This window comes from Amycolatopsis pithecellobii (assembly GCF_009707865.1).
In the GTDB taxonomy this organism is placed as follows: domain Bacteria; phylum Actinomycetota; class Actinomycetes; order Mycobacteriales; family Pseudonocardiaceae; genus Amycolatopsis_E; species Amycolatopsis_E pithecellobii.
In genome coordinates this window covers 132084-148653 of the sequence record NZ_WMBA01000008.1, presented here as the reverse complement: position 1 = coordinate 148653, position 16570 = coordinate 132084, and the positions used below count along the sequence as shown (strand labels likewise).

Annotated in this window: 20 protein-coding genes; 12 read left to right on the top strand and 8 right to left on the bottom strand. The window is 69.3% G+C overall.

The features are described from left to right. Nucleotides 1–83 precede the first annotated feature (83 nt). The 7 genes from GKO32_RS08245 to GKO32_RS08215 are packed head-to-tail and all read left to right on the top strand — an operon-like array spanning nt 84 to nt 4833. Complete coding sequence (locus tag GKO32_RS08245) at nt 84–989, top strand: SCO0930 family lipoprotein (RefSeq protein WP_154756184.1); 906 nt, start codon at nt 84–86, stop codon at nt 987–989. A 20-nt stretch (nt 990–1009) separates the two neighbouring features. Then, nucleotides 1010–1564 carry a sigma-70 family RNA polymerase sigma factor gene (locus GKO32_RS08240; RefSeq protein ID WP_154756183.1) on the top strand — a complete coding sequence of 185 codons (555 nt, stop codon included), beginning with the start codon at nt 1010–1012 and terminating at the stop codon, nt 1562–1564. Beyond that, complete coding sequence (locus GKO32_RS08235) at nt 1561–2226, top strand: anti-sigma factor family protein (protein ID WP_312867656.1); 666 nt, start codon at nt 1561–1563, stop codon at nt 2224–2226. Before GKO32_RS08240 ends, GKO32_RS08235 begins: the two co-directional genes overlap by 4 nt. Nucleotides 2227–2271: 45 nt before the next feature. Further along, nucleotides 2272–2949, top strand: a complete 678-nt coding sequence (locus tag GKO32_RS08230) for a response regulator transcription factor (protein ID WP_312867655.1) — start codon at nt 2272–2274, stop codon at nt 2947–2949. After that, nucleotides 2946–4112 (top strand): sensor histidine kinase, encoded by a 1167-nt coding sequence (locus GKO32_RS08225; protein ID WP_312867654.1) that lies wholly within the window; start codon nt 2946–2948, stop codon nt 4110–4112. The genes GKO32_RS08230 and GKO32_RS08225 overlap by 4 nt, the downstream gene beginning before the upstream one ends. Before the next feature lie 44 nt (nt 4113–4156). Then, complete coding sequence (locus GKO32_RS08220) at nt 4157–4441, top strand: type II toxin-antitoxin system Phd/YefM family antitoxin (protein WP_154756182.1); 285 nt, start codon at nt 4157–4159, stop codon at nt 4439–4441. Then, complete coding sequence (locus tag GKO32_RS08215; RefSeq protein WP_312867653.1) at nt 4438–4833, top strand: PIN domain-containing protein; 396 nt, start codon at nt 4438–4440, stop codon at nt 4831–4833. The genes GKO32_RS08220 and GKO32_RS08215 overlap by 4 nt, the downstream gene beginning before the upstream one ends. Before the next feature lie 42 nt (nt 4834–4875). Here GKO32_RS08215 and GKO32_RS08210 read toward each other — a convergent pair whose 3' ends face one another. The 6 genes from GKO32_RS08210 to GKO32_RS08185 all read right to left on the bottom strand — a co-directional run bounded on the left by GKO32_RS08210 (nt 4876) and on the right by GKO32_RS08185 (nt 11886). After that, entirely contained in the window at nt 4876–6984 is a 2109-nt protein-coding gene (locus GKO32_RS08210; RefSeq protein WP_312867652.1) for a 3-hydroxyacyl-CoA dehydrogenase NAD-binding domain-containing protein, read from the bottom strand. Continuing rightward, complete coding sequence (locus GKO32_RS08205; RefSeq protein ID WP_312867651.1) at nt 6981–8213, bottom strand: thiolase family protein; 1233 nt, start codon at nt 8211–8213, stop codon at nt 6981–6983. The genes GKO32_RS08210 and GKO32_RS08205 overlap by 4 nt, the downstream gene beginning before the upstream one ends. A gap of 111 nt (nt 8214–8324) precedes the next feature. Beyond that, a complete protein-coding gene (locus GKO32_RS08200) occupies nt 8325–8846 on the bottom strand; it encodes a cupin domain-containing protein (RefSeq protein ID WP_154756181.1) in 522 nt (173 codons plus the stop codon). A 38-nt stretch (nt 8847–8884) separates the two neighbouring features. Beyond that, complete coding sequence (locus tag GKO32_RS08195; RefSeq protein ID WP_376765933.1) at nt 8885–10123, bottom strand: HRDC domain-containing protein; 1239 nt, start codon at nt 10121–10123, stop codon at nt 8885–8887. Nucleotides 10124–10191: 68 nt separating this feature from the next. Continuing rightward, on the bottom strand, nt 10192–10908 hold the full coding sequence (locus tag GKO32_RS08190) for a response regulator (protein ID WP_139096005.1): 717 nt from the start codon (nt 10906–10908) through the stop codon (nt 10192–10194). Nucleotides 10909–11322: 414 nt separating this feature from the next. After that, the gene (locus GKO32_RS08185; protein WP_312867650.1) at nt 11323–11886 is read right to left on the bottom strand and encodes a DUF3000 domain-containing protein; all 564 of its coding nucleotides are present in this window, start codon (nt 11884–11886) and stop codon (nt 11323–11325) included. 86 nt (nt 11887–11972) lie between these two features. On the opposite strand from GKO32_RS08185, the gene hemE reads away from it, so the two are divergent. From hemE to GKO32_RS08160, 5 genes are read left to right on the top strand one after another with little or no spacing between them, the layout of a single operon-like run. Next, entirely contained in the window at nt 11973–13046 is a 1074-nt protein-coding gene (gene hemE, locus GKO32_RS08180) for a uroporphyrinogen decarboxylase (protein ID WP_208024317.1), read from the top strand. Beyond that, on the top strand, nt 13046–14419 hold the full coding sequence (hemG, locus tag GKO32_RS08175; RefSeq protein ID WP_154756177.1) for a protoporphyrinogen oxidase: 1374 nt from the start codon (nt 13046–13048) through the stop codon (nt 14417–14419). Before hemE ends, hemG begins: the two co-directional genes overlap by 1 nt. A gap of 4 nt (nt 14420–14423) precedes the next feature. Beyond that, a complete protein-coding gene (gene hemQ / locus GKO32_RS08170; protein WP_154756176.1) occupies nt 14424–15116 on the top strand; it encodes a hydrogen peroxide-dependent heme synthase in 693 nt (230 codons plus the stop codon). A gap of 57 nt (nt 15117–15173) precedes the next feature. Continuing rightward, nucleotides 15174–15440 carry a FitA-like ribbon-helix-helix domain-containing protein gene (locus tag GKO32_RS08165; RefSeq protein WP_154756175.1) on the top strand — a complete coding sequence of 89 codons (267 nt, stop codon included), beginning with the start codon at nt 15174–15176 and terminating at the stop codon, nt 15438–15440. Beyond that, nucleotides 15437–15835 carry a type II toxin-antitoxin system VapC family toxin gene (locus GKO32_RS08160; protein ID WP_208024316.1) on the top strand — a complete coding sequence of 133 codons (399 nt, stop codon included), beginning with the start codon at nt 15437–15439 and terminating at the stop codon, nt 15833–15835. Before GKO32_RS08165 ends, GKO32_RS08160 begins: the two co-directional genes overlap by 4 nt. A gap of 1 nt (nt 15836) precedes the next feature. On the opposite strand, the gene msrB is transcribed toward GKO32_RS08160, so the two are convergent. Together msrB and GKO32_RS08150 are read right to left on the bottom strand one after the other, a co-directional pair. Then, complete coding sequence (gene msrB, locus GKO32_RS08155; RefSeq protein ID WP_154756174.1) at nt 15837–16259, bottom strand: peptide-methionine (R)-S-oxide reductase MsrB; 423 nt, start codon at nt 16257–16259, stop codon at nt 15837–15839. Nucleotides 16260–16269: 10 nt separating this feature from the next. Further along, nucleotides 16270–16554, bottom strand: coding sequence for a hypothetical protein (locus tag GKO32_RS08150; RefSeq protein ID WP_154756173.1), 285 nt, complete (start codon nt 16552–16554; stop codon nt 16270–16272). Between the last annotated feature and the right edge of the window lie 16 nt (nt 16555–16570).

Below are 16570 nucleotides of genomic sequence, written 5' to 3'. Positions count from 1 at the left end.
TGAACCGGGCCGCGCCGGCACCCGTGTGCCTGGTGCCGGTCTTCGCGGCAGCCGCGGGACCATCAGCCAGCGAAGGAGCCCCCATGTCAGCGCGTCACTTCGTCACGGCCACCGCCGTGCTCAGCCTCGGCCTGCTCGGCGCCTGCAGTAGCACCGCCGGCACCGCGGACAGCGGTGCCACCAACCCGCCGGTCGCGGTGCAGCGCCAGGCCGTGGCCCAGCCCGCCGCCACCGTGAAGCTGACGGCGGCGAACGTCCAGGGCCTCGGTCAGGTGCTGACCGATGCGAACGGCATGACGCTCTACCGCTTCGACAAAGACACCGCGAATCCGCCACAGTCCAATTGCGACGGTGACTGCGCGACGGCGTGGCCGCCGGTGCTGGCCACCGGATCGGTCGATGTGCAGGGCGTGGACTCGAAACTCGTCGGCACCTTGATGCGCACCGATGGCACCCAGCAGATCACGGTCAACGGCTGGGCGGTTTACCGCTACGCCAAGGACACCGCACCGGGACAGGCCAAGGGACAGGGTGTCGGCGGTGCCTGGAGCGCGGTCACCCCGGCCGGTGCGAAGGCCGGCGCGGCCGCACCGGCGGAACAGACCGCGATCAACACGACCGACATCCCCGGTCTCGACACGGTGCTGACCGACCAGAACGGGATGACGCTCTACCTGTTCACCAAGGACAGCAAGAAACCGTCGAAGTCCACTTGCGACGGTGACTGTGCCGCGAAGTGGCCGCCCCTGCTGGCGCAGGGGGACGTCAAGATCAACGGGGTGGACCCGAAGCTCGTCGGCAAGGTGCGCCGCGCCGATGGCACCGAGCAGGTCACCGTCGGCGGCTGGCCGATGTACCGCTTCGCCAAGGACACCGCGCCGGGGCAGGCGAACGGGCACGCCGTCGGCGGCACCTGGTTCGAGGTCGAACCCGCCGGCTGCAAGGTCGCCGACGGCAAGAAACCCACCACCACAAACTCGACTTACTGAAGAGATCAAGGAGTGGCCGGATGCCGGCTCTGTGGGCCCGCAAACGAGCGGCGGTTGCCGATGAGGCACTGATCCGAGCGCTCTATCAAGAACACGGACGGGCGCTCCTCGCCTACGCGACCCGGCTGACGAACGATCAGGCCGCGGCCGAGGACGTCGTCCAGGAAACCCTGGTCCGTGCCTGGCGGCATCCGGATTCACTGACCAACGGCAAGGGCTCGGTACGCGGCTGGCTGCTGACGGTGGCCCGCAACATCGTCACCGACCGCTACCGGGCCAAGGCCGCCCGGCCGGCGGAGGTGGCCGAAACGACGGTCACCGGGCCGGTGCAGGACGACCACGCCGATTCGGTGGTGAATTCGATGGTCGTGCTCGACGCACTGGAACGGCTGTCCCCGGAGCACCGGGACGTGCTGACCGAGATCTACTTCCGTGGCCGCAGTGTCGCGGAGGCGGCCGAACGCCTCGGGGTGCCGCCCGGCACGGTCAAGTCGCGGTCGTACTACGCGCTCCGGGCGATGCGGCAGACCTTCGGCGGAAGCCGGCAGGTCGCGATCCCGGAGGTGGCCGGGTGATCGGACACGAGACGGATTCGGTGGGCGCGTACGTGCTGGGAGCTCTGGACTTGCGGGAGATGCGTGCGATGGAGCGGCACCTGGCTTCGTGCGGGCGGTGCCAGGCGGAGGTGACCGAGCTGCGGATGGCGCGGGCCGCGTTGGACGGGTTGCCGCCCGAAGCGCTGCTCGACGGCCCGCCCGATGGGGCGGATCTGCTGTTGCAGCGCACCTTGCGGCAGGTACGGCAGGAAAGCGGGCGAGAGGTCCGCCGCGGCCGGACCATCGCCGCGACCGCAGCCGTGGTGGTGGCCGCCGCGTTCGCCGGAGGTGGTGTCATGGTCGGCCGCGCGGTCGCGCCACCCGAGGTGACGCAGGCGGCCGGCACCAGGACGGCCTCGGGCACGGACGCGGCGACCGGCGCGAAGATGACGGTCGCGGTGCAGCCGGCCGCCGGCTGGGTGCGGGTGAACGCGTCCGTCAGCGGCATCCCGAAGGGCCAGAAGTGCCGCCTGTACGTCGTGTCCCGGGACGGGACGCGGGAAGAGGCGGGCAGCTGGCTGGTCGCCGGTGAAGGGAATGGCACCGAACTCGACGCCGCCGCGCTGGTCCCGCCCGCGGACGTGGCGGGTGTCGAGGTGGAGAACTTCGACGGGAAGAAGTATGTGTCGGTACGGCTCTGATGTCCTTATAGGCTCTTCTCAGGAACTTGTGGGACTGTGGTCCACGTGCGGATTCTGGTAGTCGAGGACGAAGCGGCGCTCGCGGACGCGATCGCCCGCGGGCTGCGTCGTGAGGGCATGGCCGTCGACGTCGCGCTCAACGGAGACGACGGGCACGAGAAGGCGAGTATCACGCGCTACGACGTGGTGCTGCTCGACCGCGACCTGCCCGGTATGCCCGGTGATGAGCTGTGCAAGGAGATCGTCGCCTCCGGCGAGCTGACCAGGGTCCTGATGCTCACCGCCAGCGGCACGGTGTCCGACCGGGTCGAAGGTCTGTCGCTGGGCGCCGACGACTACCTGGCCAAGCCGTTCGCCTTCCCCGAGCTGGTCGCCCGCGTGCGGGCGCTCGGCCGCCGGGCCACCCCGGCGGCGCCGCCGCTGCTGACCGCGGGTGACGTCGAGCTCGATCCGGCACGCCGCACAGTGCGCCGCGCCGCCGGGCCGGTCGAGCTGACCCGCAAGGAGTTCGGCGTGCTCGAAGTGCTGATGTCGGCGAAGGGCGCCGTGGTCAGCAGCGAGGAGCTGCTGGAACGGGTCTGGGACGAGAACGCCGACCCGTTCACCACGACCGTGCGCGTGACGGTGATGACCCTGCGCAAGAAGCTGGGCGAGCCTGGCATCATCGAGACCGTGGTGGGATCGGGATACCGGGTGCCGGACGCCGGTGCCATGAAGGGGTGAACCCGCGGGCCGGGCTGCGGTCGGTGAACAGCCTGCGCGCACGGATCACGTTGCTGGCGACCGGGCTGGCCGCCGGGGTGAGCCTTGTGCTGCTGTGGCTCGCGTGGACGCTCGTCGGCGACGCGGTCGACGCCGTGCCCCAGTTGCCGCCGGGCACGACGGTCCGGGTGAACGGCGTAGATGTGGATGCGTCCACGCTGGCTGCGCACATGCGCGAGTACGCGCGGGACAAGGTGCTGCTGTTCGGCTCGATCGCGTTCTTCTGTGTGGTCGCCGCGACGGCGATTCTGGCCTGGACATTCACCTCGGGTGTGCTGCGGCCGTTGCGCGAGATCACCGGCACCGCGCAGCGGCTTTCGGTCGAGTCGCTCGGCGAACGGATCGGTCACGTCGATTCGCGGGGTGAACTGGCGGAGCTGGCGCACACGTTCGACGCGATGCTCGACCGGTTGCAGGCGGCATTCGAGGCGCAACGGCATTTCGTCGCCAACGCCAGTCACGAGCTGCGAACCCCGCTTTCGGTGATCCGGACCGAACTGGACGTGACCCTGTCCGATCCCAATGCCGACGCGGCGGAGCTGCGCCGTATGGGCAACGTCGTGCGGGACGCGACCGAACGTGCCGGGCAGCTGGTGAACTCGTTGCTGTTGCTGGCTCGCACCGACGGTTCCGGCCTGGCCGTGAACGAACCGGTGGATCTGGTGACGGTGGTGTCGAGCGCGTGGCGCGCCGTGCGTGGCGAGGCGGACCAGCACGGTATCCAGGCGCGGTTCGCCACGGAGTCCGCGCGCGTGTGCGGTGATCCCGCGCTGCTGGAACGGATCGCGGGCAACCTGCTGGAGAACGCCGTGCGGCACAACGTGGAACGCGGCTGGATCGAAGTGCTCACGCAGCCGGGTGAGCGGTGGGCGACGCTGCGCGTGCGATCGTCCGGCGGCTTGGTGGACTCCGCGACGGTGGCGGAGTTGTTCGAACCCTTCCGCCGAGCCGGCGTCGCCCGCACCGCCCGCTCCGGCGCGGGGCTGGGCCTGTCGATCGTCAGAGCGGCCGTCGAAGCCCACGGCGGCCAGGTCTCGGCGGAACCCGTAGTCGGCGGCGGCCTATCGGTGACGGTGTTACTGCCACCGGGTGATTCGAGCCGACCGCGTTCTACCGCGGTGTAGCACGTCCGTAGCACTTTGTCCGGATATTGCGCTACCCTCGCCGCATGACCCAAACGATCGGGCAGCGAGAGCTGCGCAATGACAACGCCGAAATCATGCGGCGCGTCGAGCAGGGCGAGAGCTTTGTCGTGACCCGCAACGGCAAACCCATCGCCGACTTGGTCCCACACCAGGCGGACGGAGACCCGCGACCAACAGCAGGCGAGCTCATCGAGTTCCTGAAAAAACGTCCGCCGATCGATGCGGCGCAGTGGCGGCGTGACCGCGAGGAAGATGACAAAATCTTCGGCCCGGACTATCCGGAGAATCCGTGGGAGCGTCGGCGGTGACGAAGCGAATCGTCTTCGACACGTCAGCGATCATCGATCCCCAGGGAGTCGACCTCGGCGTTCTCGCTGGCGCCACGCCGGTTGTCACTGCGGTGACCATCGCCGAACTGGCGTTCGGGCTTGACACCCGGGATCCGGTCGAGCGGCTCCGGCGAACCGAGCGGCTCGATGATCTGCTTGCGCGGACAGAGGTTCTGCCGTTCGATACGGCGGCCGCGAAGTTGTACGGAGCTCTGGCTGCACTCCTGCGTCAGGCCGGTCGAGATCCGCGGCCCCGGCGGATGGATCTGCAGATCGCGGCCACCGCGGCGGTCCATTCGCTTCCCGTCGTCACTCGCAACAGTAAGGATTTTGCCGGTCTCGAACGCGCGGTCGAGGTCATCGCAGTGTGAAAGACCCCGCACGCCTGTAGCCGTGCGGGGTCCATACGCGACTTACGCCGGGACCGACGCCACACCCGGTGCGAGGAACGGTTTCCCGTTGACCTTCGCCGAAATGCCGGTGCGGTCGAGGTACGGCGTGATCCCGCCGAGCCAGAACGGCCAGCCGGCGCCGAGAATCAGGCACAGGTCGATGTCCTGCGCCTGCGCGACCACACCCTCGTCGAGCATGATCTTGATTTCCTCGGCGATCGCGGCGAGCGCGCGCTCGCGAACCTCTTCGGCCGTGGAGACCTTGTCACCCTGCTGCCACAGCGCGACGACCTCCGGGTCGACCTGCTGGTTGCCCGCCGAATCCCATTGCCACACCGCGGTTTTGCCCGAATCCACGAAGCGCTTGAGGTTCTCGCTCACCCTGAAGCGGCCGGGGAACGCCGCGTGCAGCGTCTCGCCGACGTGCAGTGCGATCGCCGGGCCCACCAGCTGCGTCAGCACCAGCGGCGACATCGGCAGCCCGAGCGGATCGAGCGCGTGGTCGGCCACCTCGAACGGGGTGCCCTCGTCGATCGAGGTGAGTACCTCGCCGAGGAAGCGCAGCAGCAGCCGGTTCACCACGAACGCCGGCGCGTCCTTCACCAGCACACTCGACTTCTTGAGTTGCTTGCCCACCGCGAACGCCGTCGCCAGTGCCGCGTCGTCGGTCTGCTCACCGCGCACGATCTCCAGCAACGGCAGCACGGCGACCGGGTTGAAGAAGTGGAACCCGACCACCCGCTCGGGATGGTTCAGTTTCGAAGCCATCTCGCTGACCGACAACGAAGACGTGTTCGTCGCGAGGATCGCGTCGGGGGACACATAGGACTCCAGCTCCCCGAACACGTTCTGCTTGACGCCCATTTCCTCGAACACGGCCTCGATCACGAAGTCCGCGTCCGCGAACGCCGCCTTGTCCAGTGAGCCGGACACGAGTGCCTTCAGCCGGTTCGCCTCGTCGGGGGAAATCCGCTTCTTGCCAAGGAGTTTGTCGATCTCACCGTGCACATAGGACACGCCCTTGTCGATGCGCGCCTGGTCCACATCGGTCAGCACGACCGGAACCTTGAGCCGTCGCACGAAAAGCAGCGCCAGCTGCGAGGCCATCAGTCCCGCGCCGACGACGCCGACCTTGTTCACCGTGCGCGCGAGCGATTTGTCCGGCGCACCGGCGGGCCGCTTCGCCCGCTTGTTGACCAGGTTGAACGAGTACAACCCGGCGCGCAGCGTATCGGACATCAGCAGCTCGGCCAGCGCGTCGGTCTCGGCCGCGTACCCCGCGTCGAGATCGTTGGCACGAGCCAGTTCCAGCAGCTCCACGGCCTTCGTCGCGCCAGGTGAAGCGCCGTGAGTCCTTCCGTCCACAATAGACTTGGCTCGGGCAATCGCCGCGTCCCAGCCGGCGCCGCGGTCGATTTCCTGGCGCGGCACGGTGATCTCGCCGTTGACGACCTTCGCCAGCCACAGCAGGGACTGCTCGAGATAGTCCGCCGAGCCCAGTACCTCGTCCACCAGACCCAGCTCGGCCGCCTTCGCGACGCTGAGCATCTTGTTCTGGTTCAACGCGTTCTCGATGATCACCGTGACCGCGGCGTCGGGCCCGATGAGGTTCGGCAGCAACTGGGTCCCACCCCAGCCGGGGAAAAGACCGAGGAACACTTCGGGGAACGCGATGGCCGCGGTGTTCTCCGACAACGTCCGGTAATGGCACGACAGCGCGAGTTCCAGCCCACCGCCCATGACCGCACCGTTGACGAAGGCGAAGGTCGGGATTTTCGAGTCCGTCAGCCGGCGGAACACCTCGTGCCCGGTCGCGGCGATTTCCCGTGCCAGCGCCGGATCCGAGACCGCCTCGACACCGGACAGGTCCGCGCCGACGGCGAAGATGAACGGCTTGCCGGTGACCGCGATCGCGGCGGGCTCAGCCGCGAACGCCTCGTCCAGCGCCGCGTCGAGGCTCGCCAGACCCTGCGGCCCGAATGTCGAGGGCCGGGTGTGGTCGTGTCCATTGTCGAGGGTGACCAGCGCGACCGGCTTGGCCGGCCCCGGCACGTGCACAAGCCGGGTGACCGCGGTGGTCACCACTTCGTCAGGGAACGCCGCTTTCGCTTGCGAGGGCGTGAAAGTCACTTGTCACTCCCGTTGTAGGCAGGGTTTTCCCAGAGCACCGAACCGCCCATGCCGATCCCGATGCACATCGTGGTGAGGCCGTAGCGGACCTCGGGATGTTCGGAGAACTGGCGCGAAAGCTGGGTCATCAGCCGCACGCCGGAGGAGGCCAGCGGGTGCCCGCAGGCGATCGCGCCGCCCCACGGATTGACGCGCTCGCTGTCCGGCTCGAGACCGAAGTGATCGAGGAACGCCAGCACCTGCACGGCGAACGCCTCGTTGATCTCGAACAGGCCGATGTCCGAAATGGACAGTCCGGTGCGGGCGAGCAGTTTCTCCGTGGCCGGCACCGGGCCGATTCCCATCACCTCCGGCTCGACCCCGGCGAACGAATAGCCCACGAGCCGCATGCCGACCGGCAGGCCGAGCTCACGTGCGGTGTCCTCGTCCGCAAGAAGGGCGCCGGTCGCGCCGTCATTCAAGCCCGCGGCGTTGCCGGCGGTGACCCGGCCGTGCGGGCGGAACGGCGTCTTGAGGTTCGCCAGCTGCTCGATGGTCGTACCCGGGCGCGGCGGCTCGTCCTCGGTGGCCAGTCCCCAGCCCAGCTCCGGATTCCGGATCGCGACCGGCACCAGCTCGGGACCGATCTTCCCGGCCTTGACCGCGTCGGCATAGCGCTCCTGGCTCTGCGCGGCGTAGGCGTCGGCGCGGGCTTTGGTGATCTCGGGGAACCGGTCGTGCACGTTCTCCGCGGTCTGGCCCATCACCAGCGCGGTCGGGTCGACCAGTTTGTCCGCGATGATGCGCGGGTTCGGGTCCACGCCCTCGCCCATCGGATGGCGGCCCATGTGCTCGACCCCGCCCGCGATGGCGATGTCGTACGCGCCGAAGCCGATCCCGCCGGCGACGGAGGTCACCGCGGTCATCGCGCCCGCGCACATCCGGTCGATCGCGAAACCGGGCACGGACTTGGGCAGCCCGGCCAGCAGCGCGGCGGTCCGGCCGATGGTCAGGCCCTGGTCGCCGATCTGGGTGGTGGCGGCGATCGCGACGTCGTCCACACGCTCCGGCGGCAGCTCAGGATGCCGGCGCAGCAGCTCCCGGATCACCTTGACCACGAGGTCGTCGGCGCGAGTATTGGCGTAGATGCCCTTCTCGCCCGCCTTGCCGAAGGGGGTGCGCACCCCGTCGACGAACGCGACGGTGCGTACCGCACGGGGCTGGGATGCCGCCAAGGGTGTTGCGGCCACGGTGTGCTCCTTGAGGAAGTAGCGGCTGTACCCCCGCACCATAGCCCTTGTTACCCGTGGGTAACCAGGGTCATGGCCCAGTCGAGTGGGTCACACCGCCGCAAGGGCAGATCATCGGTCGAACGGGACGTACTGCCCTCGCTCGCCTTCCCTGGTAGCCAGCTCGTGCCGCCACGCCGCGTTGTCGACGAACGTGTTGTCGAACCGCCCGGCGGTCTCGGCGATCTCGCGCGGTTCGGCAACCCCGCGCCGGATGCGATCGCCGAGCCGGAAATAGTCGAACCGGTTGGTACCCGGCGCCTTCACGATCAGCACGTCCGCGCCGGTGTCCCGCAACGCTGCCCACGCATGGGGCATCAGCGGCGGGATCAACAGGTAGTCACCCTTCTCGACGGTCACGACATCGTCGCCGGTGAGCACCCGCAGCGCGCCGTCGAGGAGGTAGAACATTTCCGGGGATTTCCGGTGGTAGTGCGGCGGCGGGCCATCCACGCCCGGCCCCAGGGTGGTCCGGACCACGGTCATCACATCGCCGGTGTGCTCCGCATCGGCGAGCAGCCAGGTCTCATTGGGCGCCGCGCCAAGGCGTTCGGCCTTGGTCCCGCGGATCAGTACAGCTTCGTTGTCGGTCATGCATCGTCGACCCCGCGACACCGCCGGATGTGACAGCGCTACTTGCGCGCGGTCGCCTGCAGTGCGGTCGAAAGGTCTCCCGCGGTGAGCTGGATCTGCCATGGCCGCGCCCCGCCGGCACGCAGCACTTCCTCGACGCCCTCGCGCGAAGTGTCCGTGGGTGGGCGCCAGCACGTGCGGCGCAACAGGTCCGGCAACAGCAGGTTTTCCACCGGCAACTGGTGATGCTCGGCGATCCGGTTCAGCGCCGTCCGCGCCGCGGCCAGCCGGGCGGCGGCGTCCGGATCCTTGTCGGCCCAGCGGTTCGCCGCCGGGGGGCCGTCGTTCGCCTGCGCCGGGTTCGGCAGTTCCTCGCGGGGCAGCGCCCGCGCCGCCTCCAGATGCCGGAACCAGCTCGCCGTGTACCGCCGCTGCACCCGGCCGCCGAATACCGGTAGCGCCTGCAGTTCCGCCACGTTGTTCGGCTCGGCGAGTACGGCGTTGATGATCGCGCTGTCCGGCAGCACCCGGCTCGGTGCCCGGTCGCGCTTGCGGGCCAGCTCGTCGCGCGCCTCCCACAGCGCCCGCACGGCGGCGAGCCCCCGTGCGCTGCGCACCTTGTGGATGCCCGATGTCCGCCGCCACGGTTCAGTGCGCGGCGCGGGCAAAGGCGCCATCCGCACGGCTTCGAACTCCTGGCGCGCCCATTCGAGCTTGCCCTGTGCAGCCAGGTCGGCTTCGAGTTTCTCGCGCAGCGGCACAAGTAGTTCGACGTCCAGCGCCGCGTAGTTCAGCCAGTCGACCGGCAACGGCCGCTTCGACCAATCGGCGGCACTGTGCCCCTTTTCGAGGCGATAGCCCAGCAGCCGCTCGACGAGCGTGCCCAATGCGACTCGCTCGTACCCGGCCAGCCGGCCCGCCAATTCGGTGTCGAACAGGCTTACCGGGTGCAGCTCGAGTTCAGCCAGACAAGGCAGATCCTGCGAGGCGGCGTGCAATACCCACTCTTCGCCGTTGATCGCTTCCCGGAGCGGGCCGAGTTCGCCGTCCAGTGCGATCGGATCGACGAGCAGGGTGCCGGCACCTTCACGCCGCAGCTGGACCAGGTACGCCCTCGGCCAGTACCGGTAGCCGGAGGCACGTTCCGTGTCGACCGCGATCGCCCCCGTCCCCTCAGCGAGCTTCTCGCACGCCAGGATGAGCTCAGCGGGGTCGGAGATCACGGGAGGGGTTCCCTCGGCCGGCTCCTGCAACAGGATCGGTTCAGGAACCTCTGGGCCGTGATCTGCGGTTTCCACGATTTTCAACCCTACGGGACGAGCGGACCGTGCCTGGTGCGCCCGTCCCGCAGAGCTTTCCGCGTCGGTCAGCGGATGACGCCCGCGCGCATCGCCAGCGCCACCATCTGCGCCCTGTCGCCGGTGCCGAGCTTGCGCCCGATCCGGGACAGGTGCGATTTGACGGTGAGTGCGGAGAGGCTGAGCTCCTCGCCGATCTCCTTGTTGGACTGACCGTCCGCCACGAGCTGGAGAACCTCCACCTCACGTGCGGACAGCTCCCGCGGGGTGTTGTCCGTGCCCGGGACCCGCGTGCCGGTCGCCAGGACCGGAGCCACGCTGGGATCGGCGTACACGCCGCCTTCGAGGACCCGCCGCACCCCGTCGGTCACCACCATGGGCGACGCCGACTTGAGCAGGTACGCCTGCGCGCCGGCCTGGAAAGCCGAGCGGACGGCGTACGGGTCGTCCGAAGACGCCAGCACCACAATGCGGGGCCAGCCGTGGTTGCGAAGCTCCGTGACGAGTTCGATGCCCGAACCGTCGGGCAAGCCGAGGTCGAGGATCGCCAGGTCACAGGGACCTGTCGCGGTGGCCCGCGCTCTCGCCTCGGCTACCGTGGCAGCCTCGTGTACGGTGCCCGCTCCCATTTGAGCGAGTCGTGCGGCAATAGCCTCCCTCAGTAACGGGTGGTCATCGACCACCAGCACGGAAAACAGCTCTTCCCGCGGGTGCGGAACCATGCTCGCCGGCAATGCACCGGCTGGCGTGGATCTGACGGCCTGAGATAAGCCGACGGCAGCCACGTCACTACCTCCCTGGAGTCGGTCGTGCCCCCCGACCGGCACCGGGACTTTCGGCCAATTAGCCGCGCCAGCTAGACCGAAAGTGGTGTCGTCGAAGAGGCACTCTAGCCGCCTCCGGGCGTTCGCGGGGGGATCGAACGGGTATCTATCCCGATCGAGTAGTTACTAACCGGTGTTTTTGTAACACGAACGGGTTAATGTGCCGCATGCGGCTAACGATTCGCGGAGCGAACACGATGAAGCACAGATCGTGGTCCATCGGATGCTCGTGCATACGGGCTGTGCATCTGCCTGAGCGTCAATCTAACTGCCGCCAGTCCAGCCATGGGAGGGCATTCATCAGTTCGCACTAACGCAAGAGGAAGACCGGACAATCTGGGAAGATTGCCCCGAAAGAGTGGCCACCCGAATGGGCTAAGAGCTCTGGCGGTGCCCGAAGAACGTCACGCCGACCGGGGGGAGCCCGGCCACGCTGGACATGAGTTGCAGGAACGCCTCACCGTGACCGCCGAGCCCGCCGTCGAGCGGCGTCCACGATGCCCGCAGTTCGAGATCGTCGGTCCGCGCGGGTCCGGAGATCTCGCCGAAGCGAGCCGAGGAAGTCTCGGTGACGGTCCCGCCGAGCGCCGTGAACGCCGCGCCCGAATGTTCCAGCGCGTCGGTCAGCCATGACCAGCCGACGGTGGGCAGGAAGGGGTCGGTGGCCAGCTCACGGTCCAGCTCGGCCCGGACGTAGACCACCAGTCGCAGCGTGCCATGCCAGGCCGGCTGCCCCTCCGGATCGTGCAGCAGCACGAGTCTGCCGGTGGCGAGCACGTCGGCGGGGCCGGTGGTCTCACAGCTGAGCGCGTGCGCCCACGGAGCCAGCCGCTGGGGGGCCCGCACGGTTTCCAGGGTCATCTCCGGCCGGGGCCGGAGGGCCTGCAACGCCGCGACGGCTACACGGAACTCCTCGGGCGCTTGCGTCATCGCGGTCACTGGCCGACTTTAGGACGGATCGCGGGGCCGAAGGCGTAGACGCGCCGAGAGAAAGCGCCGCCGGGGCGCGTGGCACGATGAAACCGATGTCTACTTCTGCCCCCTCGCGCCCGGCGCAGCGTGACCTGTCCGCCGCACCCCTGCTGGTCGCCGCCCGCGGCGGGCAGCCGCCGCGGGTCCCGGTGTGGTTCATGCGCCAGGCGGGCCGGTCCCTGCCCGAATATCGCGCGCTGCGCGAGGGCGTGCCCATGCTCAAGTCCTGCTTCGACCCGGAGATGCTGGCGGAGATCACCCTGCAGCCCGTCCGGCGGCACGGGGTGGACGCGGCGATCCTGTACAGCGACATCGTGGTGCCGCTGTTCGCCGCCGGTGTCGACATCGACATCGTGCCGGGCACCGGGCCGGTCGTCGCGGCGCCCATTCGCACCGCGGACGCGGTCGCGGCCCTGCCCGTGCTCGAACCGCGGCAGGTCACCGCGGTGGCCGAGGGCGTCGGATTGCTGGTGGAGCGGCTGGGGACCACCCCTCTGATCGGGTTCGCCGGCGCGCCGTTCACGCTCGCGTCCTACCTCATCGAAGGTGGCCCGAGCCGCACGTACGAGCACACCAAGGCGCTGATGCGCTCGGACCCGCGGCTGTGGCACACCCTCGCCGGACGGCTGGCCGACGTGGCGCTGACGTTCCTGCGCGCGCAACTGGACGCCGGTGCGGACGCGGTGCAGCTGTTCGACTCGTGGGCGGGCGCGCTGTCGTTGCGCGAGTACCGCGAGTTCGTGCTGCCGCATTCGGCCAAGGTTTTGGGCGGGCTGGCGGACTACGACGTACCGCGGATCCACTTCGGTGTCGGGACCGGTGAGCTGCTCACCGCGATGCGCGAGGCCGGCGCGGACGTCGTCGGGGTGGACTGGCGGATCCCGCTGGACGAGGCAGTGCGGCGGCTGACCGCCGACGGCTCGCCCGCGCCCGCCGTCCAGGGCAACCTCGACCCGGCGCTGCTCGGCGCGTCGTGGCCGGTGATCGAGGCGGAGGTCCGCCGGGTCGTCGCGGAGGGCCGTGCCGCAGCGGGTCACATCTTCAACCTGGGGCACGGCGTGCTGCCCGGCACGGATCCCGAAGTCCTCACCAGGGTCGTCGAGCTGGTGCACGAGCTGGAGCCGTGATGCACGTCGCGGTGGTCGGTGGCGGCATCTCCGGGGTGACCGCCGCGTACCGGCTGCGCACCTCGCTCGGTGACGACGCGACGATCACCGTCTTCGAGTCCGCGGATCGCCTCGGCGGCAAGCTGCGCACGATCGAGCTGGCCGGGCAGCGCTACGACGTGGGCGCCGAGGCGTTCCTCGCCCGCAGGCCGGAAGCGCTTGCCCTGGCTGAGGAAGCCGGGCTCGGGGACAGGATCACGCACCCGACGAAGGCCCGCTCCGCGATCCGCGCCGGCGGGAGTCAGGTCGCCATGCCCGCCAGCACCGTGATGGGCGTGCCGGGTTCGGTCGAAGCCGTCGCCGGGGTGCTGTCCGCGGACGGGCGCCGGCGGGTCGCGGCCGAGCCGGAACTGCCGCCGGTCCGGCTCGACGACGATGTGGCGCTCGGCGAGCTGCTGCGTGGCCGGTTCGGGGACGAGCTGGTGGACCGGCTGGTCGATCCGCTGCTCGGCGGCGTGTACGCCGGTGGTGCCGACGGGTTGGGTTTGCGTGCGACGATGCCCGCGCTGGCCGCCGCGCTCGACAAGGGCGCCCGGTCGCTGACGGAGGCCGCCGCCTCGCTCGTTACCGCCTCGGGCAGCGGGGCGCCCGTGTTCGGCACGCTCGTCGGGGGGCTGGGCACACTCGTCGAGCGACTCGTCGAGCTGGCGAAGCCGCAGGTGCGGCTGAACACGCTGGTGCGCGGGCTGACCCGGTTGCCGTCCGGACTCCGGCTGGAACTGCCCGGCGAGGCCGTGGATGTGGACGCGGTGCTGCTTGCCGTCCCGGCTCCGGCGGCGCGGCGGCTGCTCACCGACGTCGCGCCCACCGCGTCGGCGGCGCTCAGTGAGGTTGAGGTCGCGTCGATGGCTGTCGTCGCGTTCGCGCTGCCTCCGGACGCCGCGGTGCCCGACACGTCCGGCGTGCTCATCGGGGTCCACGAAGGCTTGGCGGCGAAGGCGTTCACGTTCTCCAGCCGCAAATGGGCGCACCTGGGCGATGGCCCGCTGCTCGTGCGTGGTTCGGTCGGCCGGTTCGGCGAACCCGGCGCTCTCCGCGCGGACGACGAAGAACTGGTCAAGCTGGTACGTGCCGATCTCGCCGAGCTCACCGGGGTGACCGCGGAGCCGCTCGACACGCACGTGATGCGCTGGGGCGGAGGGCTGCCGCAGTACGGCGTCGGGCATCTCGCCGTCGTGGCACGCGTCGAACGGGCGGTGGCCGACGTCCCGGGGCTGGCCGTCGCCGGAGCGGCGCTGCACGGTGTCGGCATCCCGGCTTGCATCGCGACCGCGGGCGCGGCCGCGAAACGGGTCACCTCCACGGTCGCCCGGGGCGCGGGAGTGCCAAAATGAAGTCATGGCGCGCCTGAACTACAACGAGCTGAACGACACCATTCGCTACACCGCGTGGTCGGTGTTCCGCGTCGAGCCGGGCCGGCTTCCCGAGGACCGCGGCGAAGCGGCGCGCGAGACCACCGAGTACCTGGATGCCTTGCCGGACAAGGGAATCGTGGTGCGCGGGGTGTACGACGTGTCGGCGCTGCGGGCGGACGCGGACTTCATGATCTGGTGGCACGCCCAGGAAGCCGAGCAGGTGCAGGCCGCCTACACCGGGTTCCGCCGGACCCCGCTGGGCCGGGTGTCGACCCCGGTGTGGAGCCAGTTCGCGCTGCATCGGCCCGCGGAGTTCAACAAGAGCCACGTGCCGGCGTTCCTCGCCGGGGAAGACGCGCACAAGTACGTCTGCGTGTACCCGTTCGTGCGGTCGTACGAGTGGTACCTGCTGCCCGACGAAGAGCGGCGCCGGATGCTGGCCGAGCACGGCAAGATGGCCCGTGACTACCCCGACGTGCGGGCCAACACCGTGGCTTCGTTCGCGCTCGGGGATTACGAGTGGATCCTCGCCTTCGAGGCGGACGAGCTGCACCGGATCGTGGACCTGATGCGGCACCTGCGCGGCAGCGACACGCGGCGGCACGTGCGCGAGGAGGTCCCGTTCTACACCGGTACCCGGGTGCCGCCCGCCGAGCTGATCGCCGCTCTGCCGTAGCGCGACCAGCCGCGTCCAGTAGCGCTGTTTTAGCGCTACTGCTGTTATGCTGGAGTCATGGCGACGATTCAGATCCGTGACGTTCCGATTGAGGCATACGAGGCTATTCGTGATGCCGCAAAGGCAGAAGGGAAGTCGCTGCAGGCCTACATGCGGGAGCAGACGACCGTAATCGCCCAGCGGGCGCGCAAGAAGGCCGCGCTCGATACCGTGCGAGAGATGTTGTCCAAGGACACCGGGACCGGTGTGACGCGTGAGAGCATCCTCGAGGATCTGCGTGCGGTACGAGGACCGTGGCCCGATGAGGAGGACTCGCCGCGGTGATCGAGTTCGTCGTCGATGCGTCCGCCATCATCAAAGCCGTCAGCGAGCGCACCGGCGAGGGTGCCGAGCTGGCGAGCAGGCTTGCCACGGTAGGGGTGAATGCCCCGCACCTGGTGGACGCCGAGGTCGGTGACGTGCTGCGGCGGAAGGTGCTCCACGGTCAGCTGCGGGCGGAGACCGCGGCAACGGCCTTACGCTCGCTCGACAGCATCGTCGACGCACGGTATGCGCATGTCGGTGCACTCGCCCGGGACGCGTGGGAATTGCGAGATCGCGTGCGCTTCTACGACGCGCTTTACGTCGCGCTGGCGGCCCGGCTGGAGCTTCCCCTGCTCACGGTGGACGTGCGGCTCAGCAAGGCACCGGACCTGCCATGTGCGGTCGAGGTCGTGTGAGCTACTCCTGCGGCTTGAGGCGCAGCGAGATCGAGTTGATGCAGTAGCGCAGGTCGGTCGGCGTGGCGTAACCCTCGCCCTCGAAGACGTGGCCAAGGTGGCTGTGGCAGTTCGCGCACAGAACTTCCTTGCGCACCATGCCCAGGGACCGGTCCTCGCGGATCACCACGGCATCGGTGTCGGCCGGGTCGAAGAACGACGGCCAGCCGCAGTGGCTTTCGAACTTGGTGTCGCTGCGGAAAAGTTCGGCACCGCAGGCGCGGCACTCGTACACGCCCTCGGTCTTGGTGTCGGTGTACTCGCCGGTGAACGGGCGCTCGGTGGCGGCCTCACGCAGTACCGCGTACTCCTGCGGATTCAGCTGCTCGCGCCATTCCTGCTCCGACTTGACCACGCGCGGGGCGGTTCCGGTGACAGGTTCCATGGTTCCCAGATTACCCGGCGCCCAGCCACGCGATCGCCCGCACGATGATGTCCCAGGCGGCCACCACCACCCCGAACACGATGAGCACGGCGACCGTCGCCGCGACCCACCAGCGCAGTCCGCCCGCCCGGCTCGAGGACTCCGCGAAATCGGCGACGCGGTCCAGCGACGCCTCGATCGTGAAGCCCGGCTCGCAGCGTTGCATCCGGTCCAGATGCGCGGCGAACGCCTTGACCTCGGGGTCGTCGGGATCGAGGCCGATCAGGTCCTCGTCGAACCGGTTGCTTTCGGCCATACCTTTCACGGTAGGC